Genomic DNA, 18,983 nt, shown 5'->3' with positions numbered 1-18,983 from the left:
ACCCTGAGTAACCCAAAGAAACAAACACAAAAATTTTCGCTTTAGTAAACCCAATAACACACATGAACTTAAAAACTACTACACCAAAGTTTAAAAGGTACTGTTATATAGTACCTGCGCTGCTTAGCCTTACAGCAGGCTACAGTGCAACAGGTGGTATTGTTGAGAAGGCCGCTTATGAAAGCCTTGTGCAGCAAACCGTAAAAGGTAAAGTGCTTGATGAAAGCGGCCTTCCGCTTGCCGGCGCTACCGTTCTTGAAAAAGGCACTACCAACTCTACCGTTACCGATATGGACGGTAACTTTACAATTTCGGCCGCAACAGGCGCTACACTGCAAATAACCTTTGTGGGCTACACCACACAGGAGGTTGTAGTAACCGTTGCCGATATTAACATTAGCCTTGCGCCAGACAGCAATGAGCTTAGCGAACTGCTTATTGTAGGTTACGGTAGCCAGTCTAAAAAAGACGTTACAGGCTCTGTAGCGCAAATTAGTGAGAAAAACTTCCGCCAGGGTATTAATACATCGGCAGACCAGCTTTTACAGGGTAAGGTAGCAGGTGTACGTATTTTACCTGCCAGCGGCGAACCGGGTGCCGGTGTAAACGTAATGATTCGCGGTGTAGGCTCTGTACGTAGCGGCAGTACACCACTATTTGTGGTAGATGGCGTGCCGTTGAGTAACGATGCCGTTAGCCCGGGTGGTGCAAACCTTGGCCTTGGATCTTCTTCGGCTAAAAACCCGCTCAACTTTTTAAACCCAAGCGATATCGAGTCTATGACCGTGCTTAAAGATGCTTCTGCGGCAGCTATTTATGGTGCAAGGGGCTCTAATGGTGTGGTAATCATCACTACCAAAAAAGGTGCTAAAGGCCAGGCAAACTTTACGTTTGATTCTTACATGGGCTTTAGCCAGGTAGCCCATAAATATGACGTGCTTAGCGCAGATGAGTACCGTAACGCCATTACCGACCCTGCTTTTGACCACGGTGGAAATACCGACTGGCAGGATGTAATATACAGAAATGCTGCTACACGCAACAACTCATTCTCATACTCTAAAGCTACAGATTCGGGCAACTACTATGTATCGGTAGCGCAAATGGACCAGGAAGGTATTGTAAACAAGAGTAACTTTAAGCGTACATCGGCAAGGATTAATGCAGCTGAATCGTTTTTAGATGATAAGCGCCTTAAGGTTAATGTAAACCTTACTGCCAGCGAAAGTAAAGACGATGGTGTACCAACCAGCGATGACGGTGGTTCTGACGGACAGCTTATTATACACACGCTTATGGCAAACCCTACGCGTAATGTATTTGACGAAAATGGCGAGTATACTAACTTTAACATGAATGCCCACTACAACCCGGCTTATTTGTTAGACAGGTATGATGACCAAACCCGCACATCGCGTATTTTGGGTAACCTTGATGCCTCTTTCAGGATTATAAACGGGCTTGAGTATAAACTGAACGTAGGTATAGACCGTTCTATGGCAGAAAGGAATACTACAATGTATCCTAACCTTACAGACCGTTTTACTAACGGCCGCTATGTACAGGGTAACGTTGAAAGTAAAAACTCGCTTATAGAGCACTACCTTTCTTATGACCTGCTTTCTAACAAGCACAAGCTTAACGCAGTAGCCGGTTTTTCTTACCAGAAATTTGAAACCAGCGGTACAAGTTTTATCATGGACCGTATTGCTGACAGGGATGCCGGTATAAACCCTGCAAACAACCCCGCATTTAGCGGTATCCAGGCTGGTGTATCGGGTTTTGCGCAGGTAAATGAGCTTCAGTCATACTTTGGCCGTGTAGACTATGCATTCAATGAAAAGTACCTGTTTAGGGCTTCACTAAGGGCAGACGGTTCTACCCGTTTTGGTGAAAACAACAAATACGGTTATTTCCCGTCTTTCGCACTGGGCTGGAACATAAGTAACGAAGACTTCCTTAGCCAGTCGGCCACTTTAAACAGCCTTAAGCTTCGCGCAAGCTGGGGACAAACCGGTAACCAGGAAGTACAAAACAAAATTACCCAGGCCAGCTATGCGCTGTCTCCACAAGACGGATACTACCTGTACAGCGACCTTGGCCTTGTAAACGGTGTATCGGTAGGCCGTACACCAAACCCTGACCTTAAGTGGGAAGTGGTTACACAGTTTAACGTAGGTGTTGACTTTAGCCTGTGGAACGACAAGCTTTATGGTACCGTAGAATACTTTAATAAAGAAACTACCGATGTAATTCTTAACATACCTGCACCGGTACTAAGCCCCACTAACAGTATATGGACAAACATAGACGGTAGCATAGTAAACAGCGGCCTTGAGCTTACACTGGGTTCAAGGATTATAGATACCGAAGACTTTACATGGTCTTTAGATGTAAATGCTTCTACACTTAAAAACGAAGTAAAAGACCTTCCGGTATCTGAAATCTATTCAGGTGTTATATCTGGCCCGGGCCAGAGTGGTGTACAGGCAAATATCTATAAAAACGGATATGCAGCCGGTTCATTCTTCCTGCTTGAGCACACAGGCTTTGACGAAGACGGTGCCAACGTATACAAAGACCAGAACGGCGACGGTATTATAGACAATAGTGACCGTGTAATTATAGAAGGTGCGCTGCCCAAATTTAACTTTGCCCTTAACAGCGAACTACGCTGGAAAAACTTTGATTTCTCGGTATCGTTTATAGGCCAGACGGGTGGTTACAACTTTAACAACACCGCCATGAATGCCCTTAACATAAACAACCTGGCGTCTGACCGTAACACTACAATGGACTATGTTAACAGTGGTGCCAACCAGGCTAACGCCCCGCAGATATCTACACTGTATCTTGAAAAATCAGATTTCTTAAGGTTAAACACTGCACGCCTGGGCTATACCCTTAAGCTGGCCAATGTCAACTGGTTTGACAGTATTAACCTTTATGTAACAGGCCAAAACCTGTTTACCATTACAAACTATTCTGGTTATGACCCGCTTATTAACAGCCCTAAAGCAAGTGCAGGTAACCAGTCTATTGGTATAGATTATACAGCTTACCCTACAGCAAGGACTTACCTAATTGGTGCAACTCTTAAATTCTAATTGCCATGAAAATTGCTAAAATATTCAATACAAAAACCCTATTTGCAGCCCTTTTTGCCTTTGTAATGGCAGGCTGTACAAACCTTGACGAGCAGGTGCTTGACGAGGTACTGGGCGACGATGCCAGCGACCCTGCCGGTGCACTTGCCGCAGCTTATGACCGTCTTGGCGACGGTACTTTTACCAGCACAGGCGGTATGTTTGCCATGAATGAAATGGCCAGCGATATTGCCCTTCTACCTACCCGCGGGTCTGACTGGGGAGATGGTGGAAAATGGCGCGCCATGCACGAGTTTACCTGGGCGCCCGATAACGCTATTGTTAACGATAACTGGGACAGGCTTACTAACGGTATTACACGTTCGCTAACTGCCGTTGCTACCATAAACGCCAGCGATGCCGAGCAAAAAACACTTATGCTTGCCGAGGCTAAAGGCCTATTGGCATTCTATATGTACCACACCATAGACCTTTTTGGCCAAACGCCTTACCGCGACCCGCTTAACCTTAGCGCCCCGGTAGAATTTATTCCTGCAGGAGAGGCTATAGACCAGCTTATTCTTGATGTAGAGGCCATTATACCTGACCTTGCCAACTCTGGCGAGCAAAACACCCACAATGGCCGTTTTACCAAGCAGGCAGCTTACTCGCTACTTGCCAGTATGTACCTTAACCGCGCTGTGTACAAAGACCGTTATGGCTCAAGCTTTAACTTTAGCGAGGCTGCCGTAAGCGGTAGCGGTACAGATATGGACAGGGTTATTTACTACACAAGCCTTATTATAGACAGTGGCGACTATAGCCTTGAGAGCAACTACTTTAAAAATTTTGATATAGACAACAGCGGTGCGCCGGAACTTGTTTGGGCCATTACCCAGGAAATAGATTACAACCAGCACAATGGTAGTAACGACCTTGCCTATAACACCATGGAGCGTAACCAAAAGTGTTCGCCTACAAACAGGGGTACTAACGCCTCTTGTATTACCCCTGAGTTTTATGCAACGTGGGAGGGTAACCATAATGACCCACGTTTTCACCGCCACTATCAATATACAGATGGTACATGGTTTATGAATGATGGTACAGATGTTAGCGTACCTGCTACCAGCATAGTGCCGGGCACAAGCCTGCCTTGGTTCCACTTTAACCGTGGCCTTCAGGAAGGTTTACAGCACGGGCCTAAACTGCTTTCTTCAGCTTCGTTTGAAATGGTGGGCGACAGGATTAAAGTATCGCCGCTTGTGTGCGAAAAGAGCACTACAACACCAATGGACTTTACACCGGCCCTTGATTTTGATAACCCAACCCAGGCTGTACATGCACAAAACCAGATAAACCGTGGTGTGCGTTGCTTTAAGTTTGAGTTTGACCCTGAAGACGGTAACGGTTCCGGTAAAGTAGATATCCCGCTTTTCCGCCTGGGTGGTATTTATACCATGAGGGCTGAGGCTTACCTGCGCAAAGGCGATGCCGGTAATGCACTTGCCGATATCAACATCCTGCGCACAAGCCGCACACGTGAGTCGCTTTATGGCAATGCTGCCGGTACTGCACTTACTGCAATAGATATGGATGTACTTTTCCGTGAGATAGCGTTTGAACTGTACTGGGAAATGTGGAGGAGGCCCCAAATGGTACGTTTCGGTAAGCTTGAAGCTGCCCAGCCGGGTTCTGCCAAGCCTGCTACGCAGCCGTTCAGGAGGATATTCCCTATACCACAAAAGGTTATGGACGTAACCCCGGGTGTAACACAAAACCAGGGATATTAATATCAATCCAATATAATGCTAAAACGCCTCCGGGAAACCGGAGGCGTTTTTTATTTGTTTAAAGCTGCTTAGCCTCTGAGTTGCTGAGCTACTTAGCCATGGTTACACAAAGCATCGCAAAGAAGGCGCAAAGCCCTCGGGTGCGAGGAGGAACGACGAAGCAATTTTTTATAAGTTATTGAGTAAGATTGCCGCGCTCCGCAAGCTCCGCTCGCAACGACGGGGCCTGAAGAAAGCAGTGTGAAAAAATCCGCGTTTATCCGCTCAATCCGTGTCATCCGCGTTCCATTGTGCGCTGTCATCCTGAGCTTGCCGAAGGACGCGTTCCATTTATTATCGTAGAGTGGCCTGAAAACTGTGACTGCGACTGAAAACTACTTTAAATACGTCTTTAAAAAAGGTGCCAGCTGTGCCGCCATGGCCTTGTCTTCTTCAATGGCAGGGTGAGAGCCGCATCCGGTAGGGGTTACATCTTTAAAGGTGAACACCACCACAGGCTTGTGACCGGCTTGCTTGTTAACGGTTTCCTTAACCTGCTCCAGGCACTTTTTAAATGTTTCCGACTTTTCGCCGGTTACCATGGGGCTGTTAAGCAGTATAATTTGTGTTTTAGGCGAATGCTTGTATACTGTGTTTATAAAGGCTACATAGTTGTCTACATATTCTTTTTCGTTAAACGGAAGGCGTGCTTTTTTGCCGTCGCCATTGCTAAAATCGTTTGTGCCAAGGGCTATGCAGGTAACATCGGGCGCAAAGCCAAAATCATATTTTTTATCATCCTTGCGGTTGAGGTACAGGTTTTCATACACCTGTGGCATGGTAGGCTGGTCTTTATGCTCGTCGTTCCAGTTGCGGTACATACCTATACCGCTGACGGCATTAACCACATAGTCGGCCTTAAGTTCGCGGGCTGCAATGGGTGCATAAGAATAGTAGGCATTGTGCTGGTCATACCACTCGCTGCCGTTTCCGCAAGGGGTTTCGGCAGTATCATTGCCCATACCCACGGTAATGGAATCGCCAATAAACTCAATTTTTTTCTTTGGTGTAACCTTGGCGGCCATAATGGTGCCAATGGCTTCCTTAAACAAAATGGTGCCTATAGCGGCCTCTGTAGCCTTGTATACGGTTAGTGTATGCGGCTTTTTACTGGTAGAATATACATTGAGCTTGGTACCCGCAGAAGTTACCTTAAAACGCCCGTAATACTGCCCGTCGAGTTCCAGTACCACATAGTTATGGTGATCGGTATCATCCTGGGCGCGCAGGCTAACGTCTACACGGTCGCCCTTAAAGCCAAAGGTAACAGATGATGCCGGGCTTATGAGTGCTATGTTGCCGTCTATCATTTCGGTACGGCCGGCCACGGTGTAAAGATTTTTATCTATATCATTAAACGACAGGATAAAGAATGATATAGCTGCCGCCGATGTTATGAAAAAGTGTTTCCTGAAATTTTTCATGGTTTGGTTATTGGTTTATTTATTAAGCTTGCGCAGGTAGGCACGGGTTTTAAGGCCACTTTCTTTAAGGTCGGCATCTTTCCAGTTGCCGGTTGATGCTGCGGTTGGTTTCAGTACACTACAGGTTTCATCTTTATCAGAAACCGACCATGTAACCCAGCTCAGGCCGCGGCTTTCCATCCAGTCTATCCATTTTTGCCACTCTTCGGGGTTTAACGGGCCGTCTCCGGTGGCTTCCATACCGGCGCACTCGCTTACAAATATAGGCAGGCCTTTTTTAATGGCGGCATCCGTACGGTCGCGCAGTTCCTGCTTGTGTGTGGCGGCATAAAAGTGCACGGTATACATAAGGTTAGTACCCTTAATTGGGTCGGCAGCGGGCAGGTTAATGTCCTGATCCCAGTGCGGGCAGCCCACAAGTATAATGTTATCAGGGTCGTTTTGGCGGATAACCTTTATAATCTCCTCGCTATATGCCTTAACTTCAGGCCAGGTTTCTTCATCAGGCTCGTTAAATATTTCGTAGATAACGTTGGGTTTATCGCCATATTTTTTGCTCATTTCGGCAAAAAAAGTTTTGGCTTCAGCCAGGTTAATGTTGTGGCTGTGCCAGTCTATTATTACATAAATACCTTCGGCAATGGCAGCATCTACCACATCGGTAACGCATTTTTTGGCGAAAGCCGGGTTTTCTTTATACGTCTTGCCTTCAGAACCTACTTCTACACCCATGGCGGCGCGCACCACATTGCAGTTCCAGTCGTCTTTAAGCCACTTAACCGAGCCGGCATTGTAAAAACGAGGCCAGAAACTGCTCCAGCCATAGCTCATGCCACGCAGCATAACGTGTTTGCCGTTTGCATCTACAAGCTGGGTGCCTTTAACGCTAAGTTGCCCGTGCTCTTTAGCCGGTTGTGCTGTGCAGCCGGTAAGGGCAACAGCCAGCAGGAGGGAGGTTACAAATTTTTTCATGCTTATTTTTTTGGAGTTAACCTTAGCGTAATAATATCGTGTGCCGGTACCTGTGCGGTAAAGGCTTTTTTAGTAGTAGCCTTGCCGTTGTCTTTTTTATCCCAAAGGTTTTTTATGGTATAAACCGACTTAAAATCAGGGCTTATTTTGTTGATGTCGTCATAAATTTTGGTGGTAGCCCAATCAAAATTTATCTGTTTGGCCTCAGTACTGCGGTTTAGGAATGCAATTGCCCAGTCGCCGTTTTCAAGTGGTTTTGCCCAAACCTCAAGGCCGGCATCTGCCGATACCTTAAACCCCTGAATGCCCAGCCTGTCCTGGTTTATGGCAATAACCTGCTTGTTGGTAAGTACCTCAATGGTTTCTTTGCTCATGCTGCGCAGGTCGTTACCGGCAATAAGCGGTGCGGCCAGCATGGCCCACATGGTAAAGTGTGCGCGGTCTTCGCCCGGGGTTAGTTTACCGTTGCCCACCTCAAGCATATCAGGGTCGTTCCAATGGCCGGGGCCGGCATATTGGCGCAGGCCTTCCTGCTTATCGAGTATTTCCATTACGCCAAAGGCTTTCCAGGTGCCGTGGTCTTTAATACAGTCAAAGCAGTTGTAAATATCGCCGGTGGTGCGCCACAGGTGGCCTACGTTCTGTCCCCAGTCCCACGGCTTGTCGTTACCCCATTCGCAAATGCTGAGTACTATAGGGCGGCCTGCCTTTTTAAGGGCTGCGGTAATGGTTTTATAAGCGCCTTCGGCCTTAAGGCCCTCGGTGTTGCACCAGTCATATTTAAGGTAATCAATACCCCATGAGGCATAGGTTTGCGCATCCTGAAACTCGTAGCCGCGGCTGCCGGGCCTGCCGCCACAGGTTTGGCTACCGGCATCGCTGTAAATGCCCAGCTTAAGGCCTTTGCTGTGCACATAATCGGCCAGGGCTTTCATGCCATTTGGAAAACGGGTAGGATCAGGGTGTATAAAGCCCTGTTCATCGCGGTCGCCATGCCAGCAGTCGTCAATGTTTATATAAGTATAGCCCGCGTCTTTCATGCCGGTGCTTACCATGGCATCGGCCATTTGCTTAATCATGTTTTCGTCTACATTACAGGCAAACTTGTTCCAGCTGTTCCAGCCCATGGGTGGTGTAAGGGCCAGGTTTTGGTATTTTGTGTAGTCCTGCACATAGTTGTTGCCCTGTGCAAAGGCGGTGGCTCCTATTGCAAATGCAATAAGTGCGTGGAGTGTTTTTTTCATTGGTTTGATATTGTTTAGCAGTTGCTAAGATAAACTTTTATGTATGATAGTGTAGCACTGACCATTATTAAAAAACATTCCCCGAGCGAATCGGGGAATGCGTCGAATTAAACTAACTTAACATATAAATGACTAATCAATTGTGTAGCCAAAGTTGTCGAAATAATAATTGTGGGTGGCTCCTGTAAATTCTTTAAAACTAATGTTTTGAAGCGCTGCAGGGCTGCCAAGCTGTGCCCACGTAAAGCGAACTTCCTGCCACTGGTCTGACGTTGTAAACTGCCACGCTGTATTATCATCCCAGCTGCCGTTAAAAATCAACTGTAGCTTTGCAGCGTCGTCTGAACGTACCCAGAAGTGAATGCCGGTGTATTGAGACAGCTGGTCGTTCCAGGCCCAGTTGCCCTGCAGGTTACCCCAGCCCGACATTTCTTTTTTTATGAATGTGGTGCCCTGGTATGCTTTTTCCTGGTCGGTAACATACTCATGGTTATTCCATGATTCTATGTCCCACGGGGCATAAAAGGCATCATCATAAATAGCGGTGCCTATAGCCGTGCCCCATTCTGACTCGCCCGATATGGTAGTAACTGTAACATATTTATGGTTAGAGCCCGCAGGCACAACAGCCACAATTTTAGTAAGTGTTGACGAAACAATTTCGGCCTCTACACCACCTATGGTAACTACAGGGTCAAGAAAAAACGAACCATAAATTGTAATTTCTGCGCCATCGGCTGCATTTACCGGCTGAAAGCTTGTAACGGCAGGGGCAGGGGGCGCTACCACAAAATGGTAGGTTGCCGTGCCGCCCGGGGTTACTACCTTAAGCTCTTCGGTAGTGTTTTCATAAGGCGTGTTGCGGTCTATGGTTACCAGTATTACCTCGTCTGTTACCAGGGTTGAGTTAAAGTAGGTATCTGTTTCGTTAAAATAAATCTTTTGGGTATTGGTAAAGCCCTTACCCCTTATTATGTACATATTATTGGCATAGCCGTATTCTACAAGCGAATCATTTTGCGCAAGGCTCACGCTGTTTATTACGGGAGCTCCGCCTGAAGCGCCATCATCATCACTGCACGATACAAACAGCGATACTACTGCCAGGGCAAGTACTGCAAAAACTGCTTTAATATTGAATGTTTTCATTTCAGCACAATTTTTTAATTAGTCAAAAGAATAAGGTACAGGGTCTTCTAAAAGCTTAGGGTTCTTAGAAACCTCGTTATCAGGATAATCCAGCAGGAAGTCGCTCGAATCTGGCGTAAAGTACTCAGCCGTCCACTGGTTGCCGCGGTTTTGTGCCGCCATAATAGCAGTAGCCTCAGCCCTTGGAATACGGCCCAGGTCAAACCAAAAGTCGCCCTCAAAGCACAGTTCGCGCCTTCTTTCAAGAAAAATATCATCAAACGTTATGCTGGTAAGGCTGGCAAGACCGGCCCTGTTGCGCACTGCGTTAAACGATTCAAGCGCTGCGGCATCGCTGGTGCTGCCTCCACCTGCAAGGGTAGCCTCGGCATGTATTAGCAGCAGTTCTGCATAGCGCATAATGTAGGTATTGTTTTCCATCATGGCCCAGGCATCTATAGGGCCTGTAGCGTTTCCGTTTACAATACCCTGGCAGTATTTTTTAATGGCAATACCCGCACCCTGGCCACCTATATCAGCCGCTGAAGGCACAGTAAAGCCAACCTGCGGCGTAGTGCCGTTTACCATAACCTTCATGTTAGGGTAGCTGTCGCCGGGGAACATTATGGTTTCGTGCTTTCTTACATCGCCTGCATCATACAGGTCTATTACATCCTGAGACGGGGCAAATACACCGCCGTAAGACGCATTAGATGTAGTTACGGCAGCCGTGCTTATGCCAAACTGCGTGTTGCAGTTACTGGCCGAACCATAATTACCATCGGTTACCCACTGTAGTGCAAAAATTGACTCCTCGTTATTATTGTTAGGATACGTAAACAGGTCGCCAAAGGTTTTACCCGGCACCTGGTCGCCGCCCAGTAGCTTAAACTCATTGCTGTTTATAACCTCTGCGGCAAGCGCCTTTGCTTCAGGATATTTTTGTTCGTAAAGGTATACTTTAGCCAGCATGGCTTTCGCCGAACCCTTACTCACGTGGCCGTTAGCGCTGTAGTTAGAACCGCGGTTTTTTTCCACAAGCCTTTCTATAGCCGCCTGGTAATCCATCTCTATAAGGTGGTACACGTCTTCTACACGGTTTGTGTTTATTTGCGGGGCCGTTACATAATCAAGGTTGTTTTCTATAATAGGCACAGCACCCCACAGCCTTACCAGGTAAAAGTATGCGGTAGCCCTCATAAAATAGGCTTCGCCAATGGTGTTATCCAGCACGGCAGGGCTTACGCCGGGGCCTACGCGGTCTGCAAGGAAATTAATGATGGAGTTTGCCTGTGCAATATTTGCCCATAGTGCACCCCAGCCCGCGTTAAGCTCGGCATCAGAGCCGTTTAGCGAAAAGTTGCGCATGGCGCTCACATCGCTTGAGCCTGAGTACATATTGCCCGAGCCTACTTCGGCAACGGCAAAAAAGAACTTGTTGTGAAACTGGAACCACGTGCGGCTGTACATACCGTTAGTGGCCGATGCCACCTGCTCATCTGTAGCATAATACGAGTCCAGCGTTATGGCATCTTCGGGTGGGCGGTTTGTAAAATCTTCGGCACACGAAGCCAGCATAATACACGCCACCGCCATTGTTATTACTCTGTATATTCTTTTCATCTTCAATTTAATTTTTAAAATTCAACATTTATACCTACCGAGAATGTCCTTGGCGTAGGGTACCTGCCGTTGTCTACACCACTTAGCAGTACGTTTTGGTTAAACGAGCCTATCTCAGGGTCGTAGCCGCTGTAGTTTGTAAAGGTGTGCAGGTTTTGCACGCTGCCGTAAACCCTTACGCGCGATAGTTTTATCTTGTTGATAATATCAAACGGAACGCTGTAGCCCAGTGTAAGGTTTTGAATCCTTAGGTAAGAACCGTCTTCTATATAACGGCTTGATACCTGTATGTTAGGGTTACTGGTAGTGCCTATAGGGCGAGGTATGTTAGTATCTGTATTTTGCGGGGTCCAGTAGTTGGCGGCATCGGCCAGTGCGTTTTGGTACAGCTGTGCGTTGCTTGTACCGTTTCTCCAGGTAAGGTTCATAATATCATTACCTACAGAGCCCTGCATAAAGATAGAAAGGTCGAAGTTTTTGTACTTAAAGTTGTTGGTAAAACCAAAGGTAAAATCAGGGTGCGGGTTGCCTATAACGGTCCTGTCTGAAGCATCAATTTTGTTATCGCCGTTTATATCGCGGTACTTTATATCGCCCAGGTAGGTTTGGCCTGCACCGGTGCCCACGCTTTGGTCAAACTGAATAGGCGCGTTGTTAAGCTGGGTAAGGTCGTTAAAAATACCTTCGGCAATGTAGCCGTAAAACATACCTATGGGCTGGCCTACAACGGTATTGGTAACATCATATGGAATGTAGCCGTTAAAGTTTACGCTCTGCACCAGGTTAAGGCCGCTTTGCAGCTCAGTAAGCTTGTTGCGGTACTGTGAGAACACAAGGGTAGAGTTCCATGTAAATTCGCTGCCTTTAGTGGCATAGTTAAGAGTAAGGTCATAACCCTTGTTTTCCATAGCACCCAGGTTAGAGTAAGGAGCATCCATACCGCCATACTGACCGCCGCCACCGGTAAGGTAGTTAGGAAGCGGTACCTGGAACAAAAAGCCTGAAGACTCTTTTTTATACACATCAAAGTTTACCGTTAGCCTTTGGTCAAGCACGCTAAAGTCAAGGCCCAGGTTGGTTTGTTTCATGCTCTCCCAGGTTACATCAGGATTTGGAATAATGTTTGGCAAAAAGCCCGAACCAAGGCCTGAGTTTTGCTGGCCCAGGGTAGCGCCATAGCGGTTGTTTGGTATTTGCTGGTTACCGGTTTCGCCATAGCCAAGGCGTAGTTTAATGTTGTCTACATAAGGGCGTGTACTTTCCATAAAAGGCTCGTTACTAAGCTTCCAGGAGCCTGCTATTGCCGGGAAATAGCCCCATTGGTTATCGGTATTCGGGTCAAATTTAGACGACTTATCGCCCCTGTATGAAGCCGAGATGCCATAGCGGTCGTTAAAGTCATAAATTACACGGGCAAAAAGCGAATAAATGGCCGCACTGCCCTGGTAGCTTGTGGTTTTAGTCTGGTCTGGGTCCGCAAGGTTAAGGCCATATACGCTGTTGGTCTGGAAACCGGTTGCTGTGGCCGAAATGCCTTCCCAATGGCTGTCGTTAGCCTCCTGGCCTATAAGCACTGTAAAGCTGTGGTTGCCTATTTTCTTGTCATAAGTAAGCAGGTTTTTAAGGTTTACCGAATACCAGTTCTGCCTTCTTTCTGTAAGGTCGGCACTCTGGTTTACCTGCACGCCCCAGTTGTAAGACGGCGTAAACTCGGTATGCTCGCTAAACTCGGTATTGGCACCTATCTCAACCCTGTATTTAAGGCCGGGAATAATTTGTGCTTCGGCATATACATTGCCTAAAAAGTTTTTACGTATAAGCTTGTTGTCTTTGCTAAGCGCTTCTGCCACAGGGTTAAAATAGGTGGCATTCATGCTGTTATCAAGCGGACCTGCAAAAGAACCGTCAGGGTTGCGCACCGGTATATCAGGGGCCTGTAAAAGGGTGTTGCTTATAAGGCCGCCGTAGCTTTGGTTAATAGTAAGCACCTCGTTGGTTATACCGGTGTTTACATTAGCGCCCACACGCAGCCAGTCTTTTACCTTGCTGTCAAGGTTCATGCGCATAGTATAGCGCTTGTAGCCAGAGCCCAGCAGTGTACCTTCCTGGTCCATAAACCCGCCCGAAAGGTAATAAGACGTGGTTTCGCTACCACCCGAAAACGACAGCTGGTGGCTTTGTGTAACGGCTGTGCGGTATACTTCGTCCTGCCAGTTTGTACCGTTGCCCAGTAGCTCCGGGTTTGCAAACTCCGGCCTTAACTGCTCTGGCGCTATGCCAAACATTAACGACAGGGCGTTTTGCTGTGCGGCATATTCGCGCAGGTTAAGCACATCGAGCGTTTTATAAATGGTAGCGGTAGAGGTATAGCCTTCATAGTTAAGCTTGCCTGTACCTTTTTTACCTGATTTTGTGGTGATGATAATAACACCGTTTGCACCACGCGAACCATAAATGGCTGTAGCCGAGGCATCTTTAAGGATGTCTATGCTTTGGATGTCGTTAGGGTTAATCATACTAAGCGGGCTAACGGCATTGTTACCGGCGCCACCGCCCGAGCTGAAATCATTACCGCCCATAGGCCTGCCGCTCATTGATTTACCGGTAGCGTCACCGCTTACGGGCACGCCATCTATAATGTAAAGCGGTTCGTTAGTGCCTGATATAGAGGTGGTACCGCGCACACGGATAGACACCGCGCTGCCCGGCTGGCCCGAGTTATTGGTTACCGATACACCCGCTGCCTTGCCCTGAATCATTTGGTCTACAGTGGTTTGCTTAAGGTTTTCAATATCCTTGGTGCGGATAGACGATACCGCGCTGTTTACGTCATCTTTTTTTACCGAACCGTAGCCTATTACCACTACTTCGTTTAGGGTTTCGGCCTCTTCAATCAGGGTAAGGTTGATGGAAGTGCGGTTTTTTATGGCAATTTCCTGTGTGGTAAAGCCAATAAAGCTAAATACCAGCGTGGCATCGGCCGGGGCGCTAATGCTGTAGTTACCGTCTACATCGGTAGTGGTGGCAGAATCTGTGCCTTTTACCACCACGCTAACGCCGGGGATTGTCATGCCTTTGTCATCAGACACCACCCCGCTAACGGTGCTTTGTGCAAATGCAGTGCCTGCACAAAACAGCATGAGCAGGTAAAAAAGGGTTTTACCCCTGGTACACCTTTGTTTAAGTTTGTGTAGTGTGTTACCCATAATAAAATTTGTGTTTGGTTAGTTACTAAATCCTAAATAATTAAACTGTAATATTAGGCTATCAATAATTTTAGGGTTGATTTATTGACAAAAACAAATTTAGATGAGTTGTTAAGTATTGGTTAATATTATTTTATCATTCTATGATAATATTTCCTCTAACGTTTGCGTAGATAGTGCAATATATAGTGTAGTATACATTATGTTAAAAATTAAAACCCTTAAAATCAATATGTTATTGTTTTAAGGGTTTTGTAGTTATATACCGGTATGATAGTATTTTTTAATCATAAAAAACGCTTCATGCCATAAAATTCTTCGCGGTACTGGCTGGGTGTGGTGTTTTTTAAGCTCTTAAAAATACGGTTAAAATTGGCGATGTTGTTGAACCCTGACTTAAAAGCAATTTCGCTTATGCTGAGGTCTTTTTCTATCAGCCAGCGGGCGGCATACCCCACACGGATGTCGTTAAGGTAGTTTACAAACGTTTTGCCGGTGCGCTTTTTTATAAACCGGTTAAACGATACGGGGCTCATGCTGGCCACATCGCTTACTTCATCAAGGGTTATTTTTTCGCTGAAGCGTTTTTGTATGTGCTCATACACCAGCTTCATTTTGTCGTCATCTTCAAAAACATCGTTATCTACCGTGTAGGTGCTCAGCAGTCGCTGGTTGCGGCTGTTGGCCATGTCGTGCAGTATGGAAATTATCTCAAGGAAATAATCCATACCGTCCAGCTTGCTTATGCGGCTTATGCGTTCGGCCAGCTCGGTGCCTGTTTTTTTAGAAAACAATATGCCGTGGTTGCTGCGGTTAAACATATCGCGGATGGGCATCATGATGCGGCGCTCCAGCATAGCATCGCTAAAAAGGTCGTTGTGGAACTGTATGGTAATTTCGTGTATATCCTTGTTTTTGCACCTGCCCAGCTCCCAGCCGTGGTGCAGGTTGGGGCCTACCAATACTAATTCTACATCGTCTATTTCCTCAATATGGTCGCCCACAATGCGCTTAACGCCCTTGCCGCCCAGTATAAAATTAATCTCATACTCAGGGTGGTAGTGTATTGGGAACTCAAAAGTATCCTTTAGGCGGTCAAAAACCAAAAAGCTGTCGCCCTTAGTTAGCGGGGGTATCTCACGGTGAAATTTCTGGTTGTCCATATCAGTTACAACGTTGTAATTATTTGTTATAATATTGATAAAATAATATTAACTAAACTTTTGTGCCGGTTATATCTTTGGCATTATCAAAAAAGCCTCAATAAAATTATATACTCAGGAATAATCAGTCAAATAATTTAAGAATTTTACATCCACCGTAAATTCTTATTGAAGGAGATGCAAATATAGATGAAAAATAAAATTACAATACTGCTGGCCGCTTTTTTTGCAATTTCATGCAAATCAACACAGCAGGCCAACCAACAAACAGCGCTACCGGCCGATAAAAAAGCCACAAAGGAAACCGTTGCGCTGTACCAAAACCTGTTTAAAGCCCGTGAAAAAGGCTATATGTTTGGCCACCAGGATGCCCTGGCCTATGGCGTTAACTGGCGCTATGAAGAAGGACGTAGCGACGTGAAAGACGTTACCGGCGACTACCCCGCTGTATATGGGTGGGATTTGGGCCGTATGGAGAATAAAGAGGCCAATGACCTTGACGGTGTGCCGTTTAACAAGCAGCGCGACTTTGTAAAACAGGTATATGACAGGGGAGGGATAAGCACTTTCAGTTGGCACATGAACAACCCGTTAAGCGGTAAAGATGCCTGGGATAACCCCGAAGGTACCGTAGCCAGCATACTGCCCGGCGGCGCTAAGCACGAGGTGTTTAAAAAATGGCTGGACAATGCTGCGGAGTACTTCCTTACACTGAAAGGCAGCGACGGCAAGCTGGTACCTATACTGTTTAGGCCGTACCACGAATTTACCGGAAATTGGTTCTGGTGGTGCAAAAATACTACCAGCCCTGAGCAGTTTAAGCAGCTGTGGAAATTTACCGTAACGTATTTTGAGGGCAAGGGCGTACACAACCTGCTGTATGTATACAACACCAGCGATGCCAACGTGCAAACCGAGGCCGACTTTATGGAATACTACCCCGGCGACGACTATGTAGACATGATAAGCTTTGACATATACCAGGGAGGGGGAGACGGCAAAAAAATGGACAAGTTTATGGCCGATACCCACCGTATTTGCCAGATTATGGAAAAAGTAGGCACGGAGCACAACAAACTCACTGCTATTGCCGAAACGGGTTTTGAGGAAATTAAATACCCAACCTGGTGGACGGAAACCCTGCACCAGTCCATTGGTGATGCTAAAATATCATACGTGCTGGTGTGGCGTAACCACGGCTGGAATGAGCACATGGAGCCGCCGCATATGCATTATTACGCTCCCTACAAAGGGCACCAGTATGAGCAGGATTTTATTGAGTATTACAACCTGCCGCAAACGCTTTTCCAGAGCGATGTAACCAAACTAAACCTATACAAACACTAAGATTTACAGGGGTTTGCCCTGAACCGATATGAGATTAACGCCAATAGACCTCTGTATAATAGCCGCTTATTTTATTATGATGGTAGCCATAGGCATCATTATGAAAAACCAGGCAAAGAAAAGTAAAGACAGCTACCTTATGGGCGGCAAAAAGCTGCCTTGGTATATGCTGGGCCTTAGCGATGCCAGCGATATGTTTGATATTAGCGGAACTATGCTCCTTGTAAGCATGGCCTTTTTATACGGCTTTAAAAGTGTGTGGATTCCGTGGATGTGGCCTGTTTTTAACCAGGTGTTCTTAATGGTATTCCTGAGCAAGTGGCTGCGCCGCAGCAACGCCACTACCGGCGCCGAATGGCTGGGCACGCGCTTTGGCCTTACCGATAAAGGCGTTAAATCAAGCCATGCCGTGGTGGTGGCCTTCGCACTTATGCTGTGCATTGGCTATATGGCGTATGCATTTGTGGGTGTGGGCGAATTTTTAGAGATATTTATCCCCTACCAAAGTATAAAGGATGTAATACCGTTCCTTGACCAGAACGTAGAGCAGTTTGCCGTGGGCTCGCCACAGTATACCGATGCGCTTATTGCCGCCAAGCACTTTACTGCGCAGTTTTATGGGGTGAGCATTTGCCTTGTGGCTACATTTTATAGTATTGTGGGCGGTATGCACGGCATTGTTTTGGCCGACTTTATAAAATACATGATCATGATTGTATGCTCCATATTTGTGGGTACCATAGCCATGATGCACCTGGCCGATTCAGGTATTGTATTTACAAGCAAAATGCCGCTGGGCTGGGACGACCCGTTTTTTGGTATGGAGCTGGGGCTGGACTGGACCAACATTATGCACGATGCCGGCGTAAAACTACAGAAAGACGGTTACAGGCTGTTTTCGGCCGTGGTGGGCATGATGTTCTTCAGCGGTGTGCTAAAAAGCCTTGCAGGTCCTGCGCCTAACTACGATTGCCAGAAGATTTTGAGCACTAAGTCGCCTGAAGAAGCCAGTAAAATGAGTGGTTTCATCTCCATCATCCTGCTGCCCATACGCTACTTTATGACTATGGGATTGTGCATACTGGGCGTACTATATTTTAAAGACTTATCTGTTAGCCATGCGGCAGACGGCAGCATCAACTTTGAGAGTATTATGCCGGCGGTTATCAACAAGTATTTGCCTGTAGGCCTGGTGGGCCTTGTGCTGGCGGGTTTCCTTGGGGCGTTTATGAGTAATTTCAGCGGCACGCTAAACGCAGGCCAGGCCTATATTGTAAACGACATCTACCTGAAATACTTTAAGCCTGATGCTGACAGGAAATCCATCATCCGTATGGGGTATGTTTCGGGCACCATAATGGTAATCTTCGGCGTAGGCCTGGGCTTATTTATAAAAGACGTAAACGAGATATTCAACATTATTACCGCAGGCCTTTACGGCGGCTTTGTATGCGCAAACGTGCTTAAGTGGTACTGGTGGAGGTTTAACGCAAACGGGTTCTTCTGGGGCATGCTTACGGGCATTGTAGCCAGTGCCATTCCGCCCATACTTTCCGTTACCGGCACTACTGATTTTTTTGAAGGAACAAGGTTGCTGTATTTCTTCCCGGTGTTTATAACCATACAGCTTGTGGCCTGCATTATAGGCTCGTACACTGCGCCGCCTACCAATACCGAAACCCTGGTGCATTTTTACAAAACCGTGCGCCCCTGGGGCTTCTGGAAGCCCATACACGCCCTTGCAGAACAGCAGGAACCGGGGCTGCAAAAAAACCGAAACTTTAGCATAAACATGGCCAATGTGGGCATGGGCATAACCGGCCAGATACTGCTTACACTGCTGCCTATGTACTTTATACTGGGCAAGTGGACGGGCTTTGGCATTGTGCTGGCGCTGCTGGCCGTGATTTTTGCCATTATGAAAAAAACATGGTGGAACCGCCTTACTGATTATTAAA

Annotated in this window: 11 protein-coding genes; 4 read left to right on the top strand and 7 right to left on the bottom strand. The window is 46.7% G+C overall.

Features of this window, described 5'->3' with window-relative positions:
- Positions 1-62: 62 nt before the first annotated feature.
- Together AM279_RS07315 and AM279_RS07310 are read left to right on the top strand one after the other, a co-directional pair.
- On the top strand, positions 63-3,107 hold the full coding sequence (locus AM279_RS07315) for a SusC/RagA family TonB-linked outer membrane protein (RefSeq protein ID WP_054407158.1): 3,045 nt from the start codon (positions 63-65) through the stop codon (positions 3,105-3,107).
- Positions 3,108-3,112: 5 nt separating this feature from the next.
- Positions 3,113-4,879 (top strand): RagB/SusD family nutrient uptake outer membrane protein, encoded by a 1,767-nt coding sequence (locus AM279_RS07310; RefSeq protein WP_054407155.1) that lies wholly within the window; start codon positions 3,113-3,115, stop codon positions 4,877-4,879.
- A gap of 374 nt (positions 4,880-5,253) precedes the next feature.
- On the opposite strand, the gene AM279_RS07305 is transcribed toward AM279_RS07310, so the two are convergent.
- The 7 genes from AM279_RS07305 to AM279_RS07275 all read right to left on the bottom strand — a co-directional run bounded on the left by AM279_RS07305 (position 5,254) and on the right by AM279_RS07275 (position 15,678).
- Positions 5,254-6,342 carry an SGNH/GDSL hydrolase family protein gene (locus AM279_RS07305; protein ID WP_054407153.1) on the bottom strand — a complete coding sequence of 363 codons (1,089 nt, stop codon included), beginning with the start codon at positions 6,340-6,342 and terminating at the stop codon, positions 5,254-5,256.
- A 15-nt stretch (positions 6,343-6,357) separates the two neighbouring features.
- Complete coding sequence (locus tag AM279_RS07300) at positions 6,358-7,314, bottom strand: glycoside hydrolase family 5 protein (protein ID WP_054407151.1); 957 nt, start codon at positions 7,312-7,314, stop codon at positions 6,358-6,360.
- Between the two features lie 2 nt (positions 7,315-7,316).
- A complete protein-coding gene (locus tag AM279_RS07295) occupies positions 7,317-8,558 on the bottom strand; it encodes a glycoside hydrolase family 27 protein (protein ID WP_082344193.1) in 1,242 nt (413 codons plus the stop codon).
- A gap of 132 nt (positions 8,559-8,690) precedes the next feature.
- Positions 8,691-9,707: an IPT/TIG domain-containing protein gene (locus AM279_RS07290; RefSeq protein WP_054407149.1), complete on the bottom strand. Its 1,017-nt coding sequence runs from the start codon at positions 9,705-9,707 to the stop codon at positions 8,691-8,693.
- A gap of 18 nt (positions 9,708-9,725) precedes the next feature.
- Positions 9,726-11,309, bottom strand: a complete 1,584-nt coding sequence (locus AM279_RS07285) for a RagB/SusD family nutrient uptake outer membrane protein (protein ID WP_054407147.1) — start codon at positions 11,307-11,309, stop codon at positions 9,726-9,728.
- Between the two features lie 14 nt (positions 11,310-11,323).
- Positions 11,324-14,515: a SusC/RagA family TonB-linked outer membrane protein gene (locus tag AM279_RS07280; RefSeq protein ID WP_082344192.1), complete on the bottom strand. Its 3,192-nt coding sequence runs from the start codon at positions 14,513-14,515 to the stop codon at positions 11,324-11,326.
- A gap of 287 nt (positions 14,516-14,802) precedes the next feature.
- Positions 14,803-15,678, bottom strand: coding sequence for a helix-turn-helix domain-containing protein (locus AM279_RS07275; protein WP_054407145.1), 876 nt, complete (start codon positions 15,676-15,678; stop codon positions 14,803-14,805).
- A 189-nt stretch (positions 15,679-15,867) separates the two neighbouring features.
- Here AM279_RS07275 and AM279_RS07270 point away from each other — a divergent pair, with 189 nt between their 5' ends.
- Both AM279_RS07270 and AM279_RS07265 read left to right on the top strand, forming a co-directional pair.
- Positions 15,868-17,025, top strand: a complete 1,158-nt coding sequence (locus AM279_RS07270; protein WP_054407142.1) for a glycoside hydrolase family 26 protein — start codon at positions 15,868-15,870, stop codon at positions 17,023-17,025.
- 28 nt (positions 17,026-17,053) lie between these two features.
- Positions 17,054-18,982 carry a sodium:solute symporter family protein gene (locus AM279_RS07265; protein ID WP_054407140.1) on the top strand — a complete coding sequence of 643 codons (1,929 nt, stop codon included), beginning with the start codon at positions 17,054-17,056 and terminating at the stop codon, positions 18,980-18,982.
- The last annotated feature ends 1 nt before the right edge of the window (position 18,983 follow it).

This window comes from Flavobacterium akiainvivens (assembly GCF_001278115.1).
Classification (GTDB): Bacteria; Bacteroidota; Bacteroidia; order Flavobacteriales; family Flavobacteriaceae; genus Flavobacterium; species Flavobacterium akiainvivens.
This window is presented reverse-complemented; position numbering and strand designations above follow the sequence as displayed.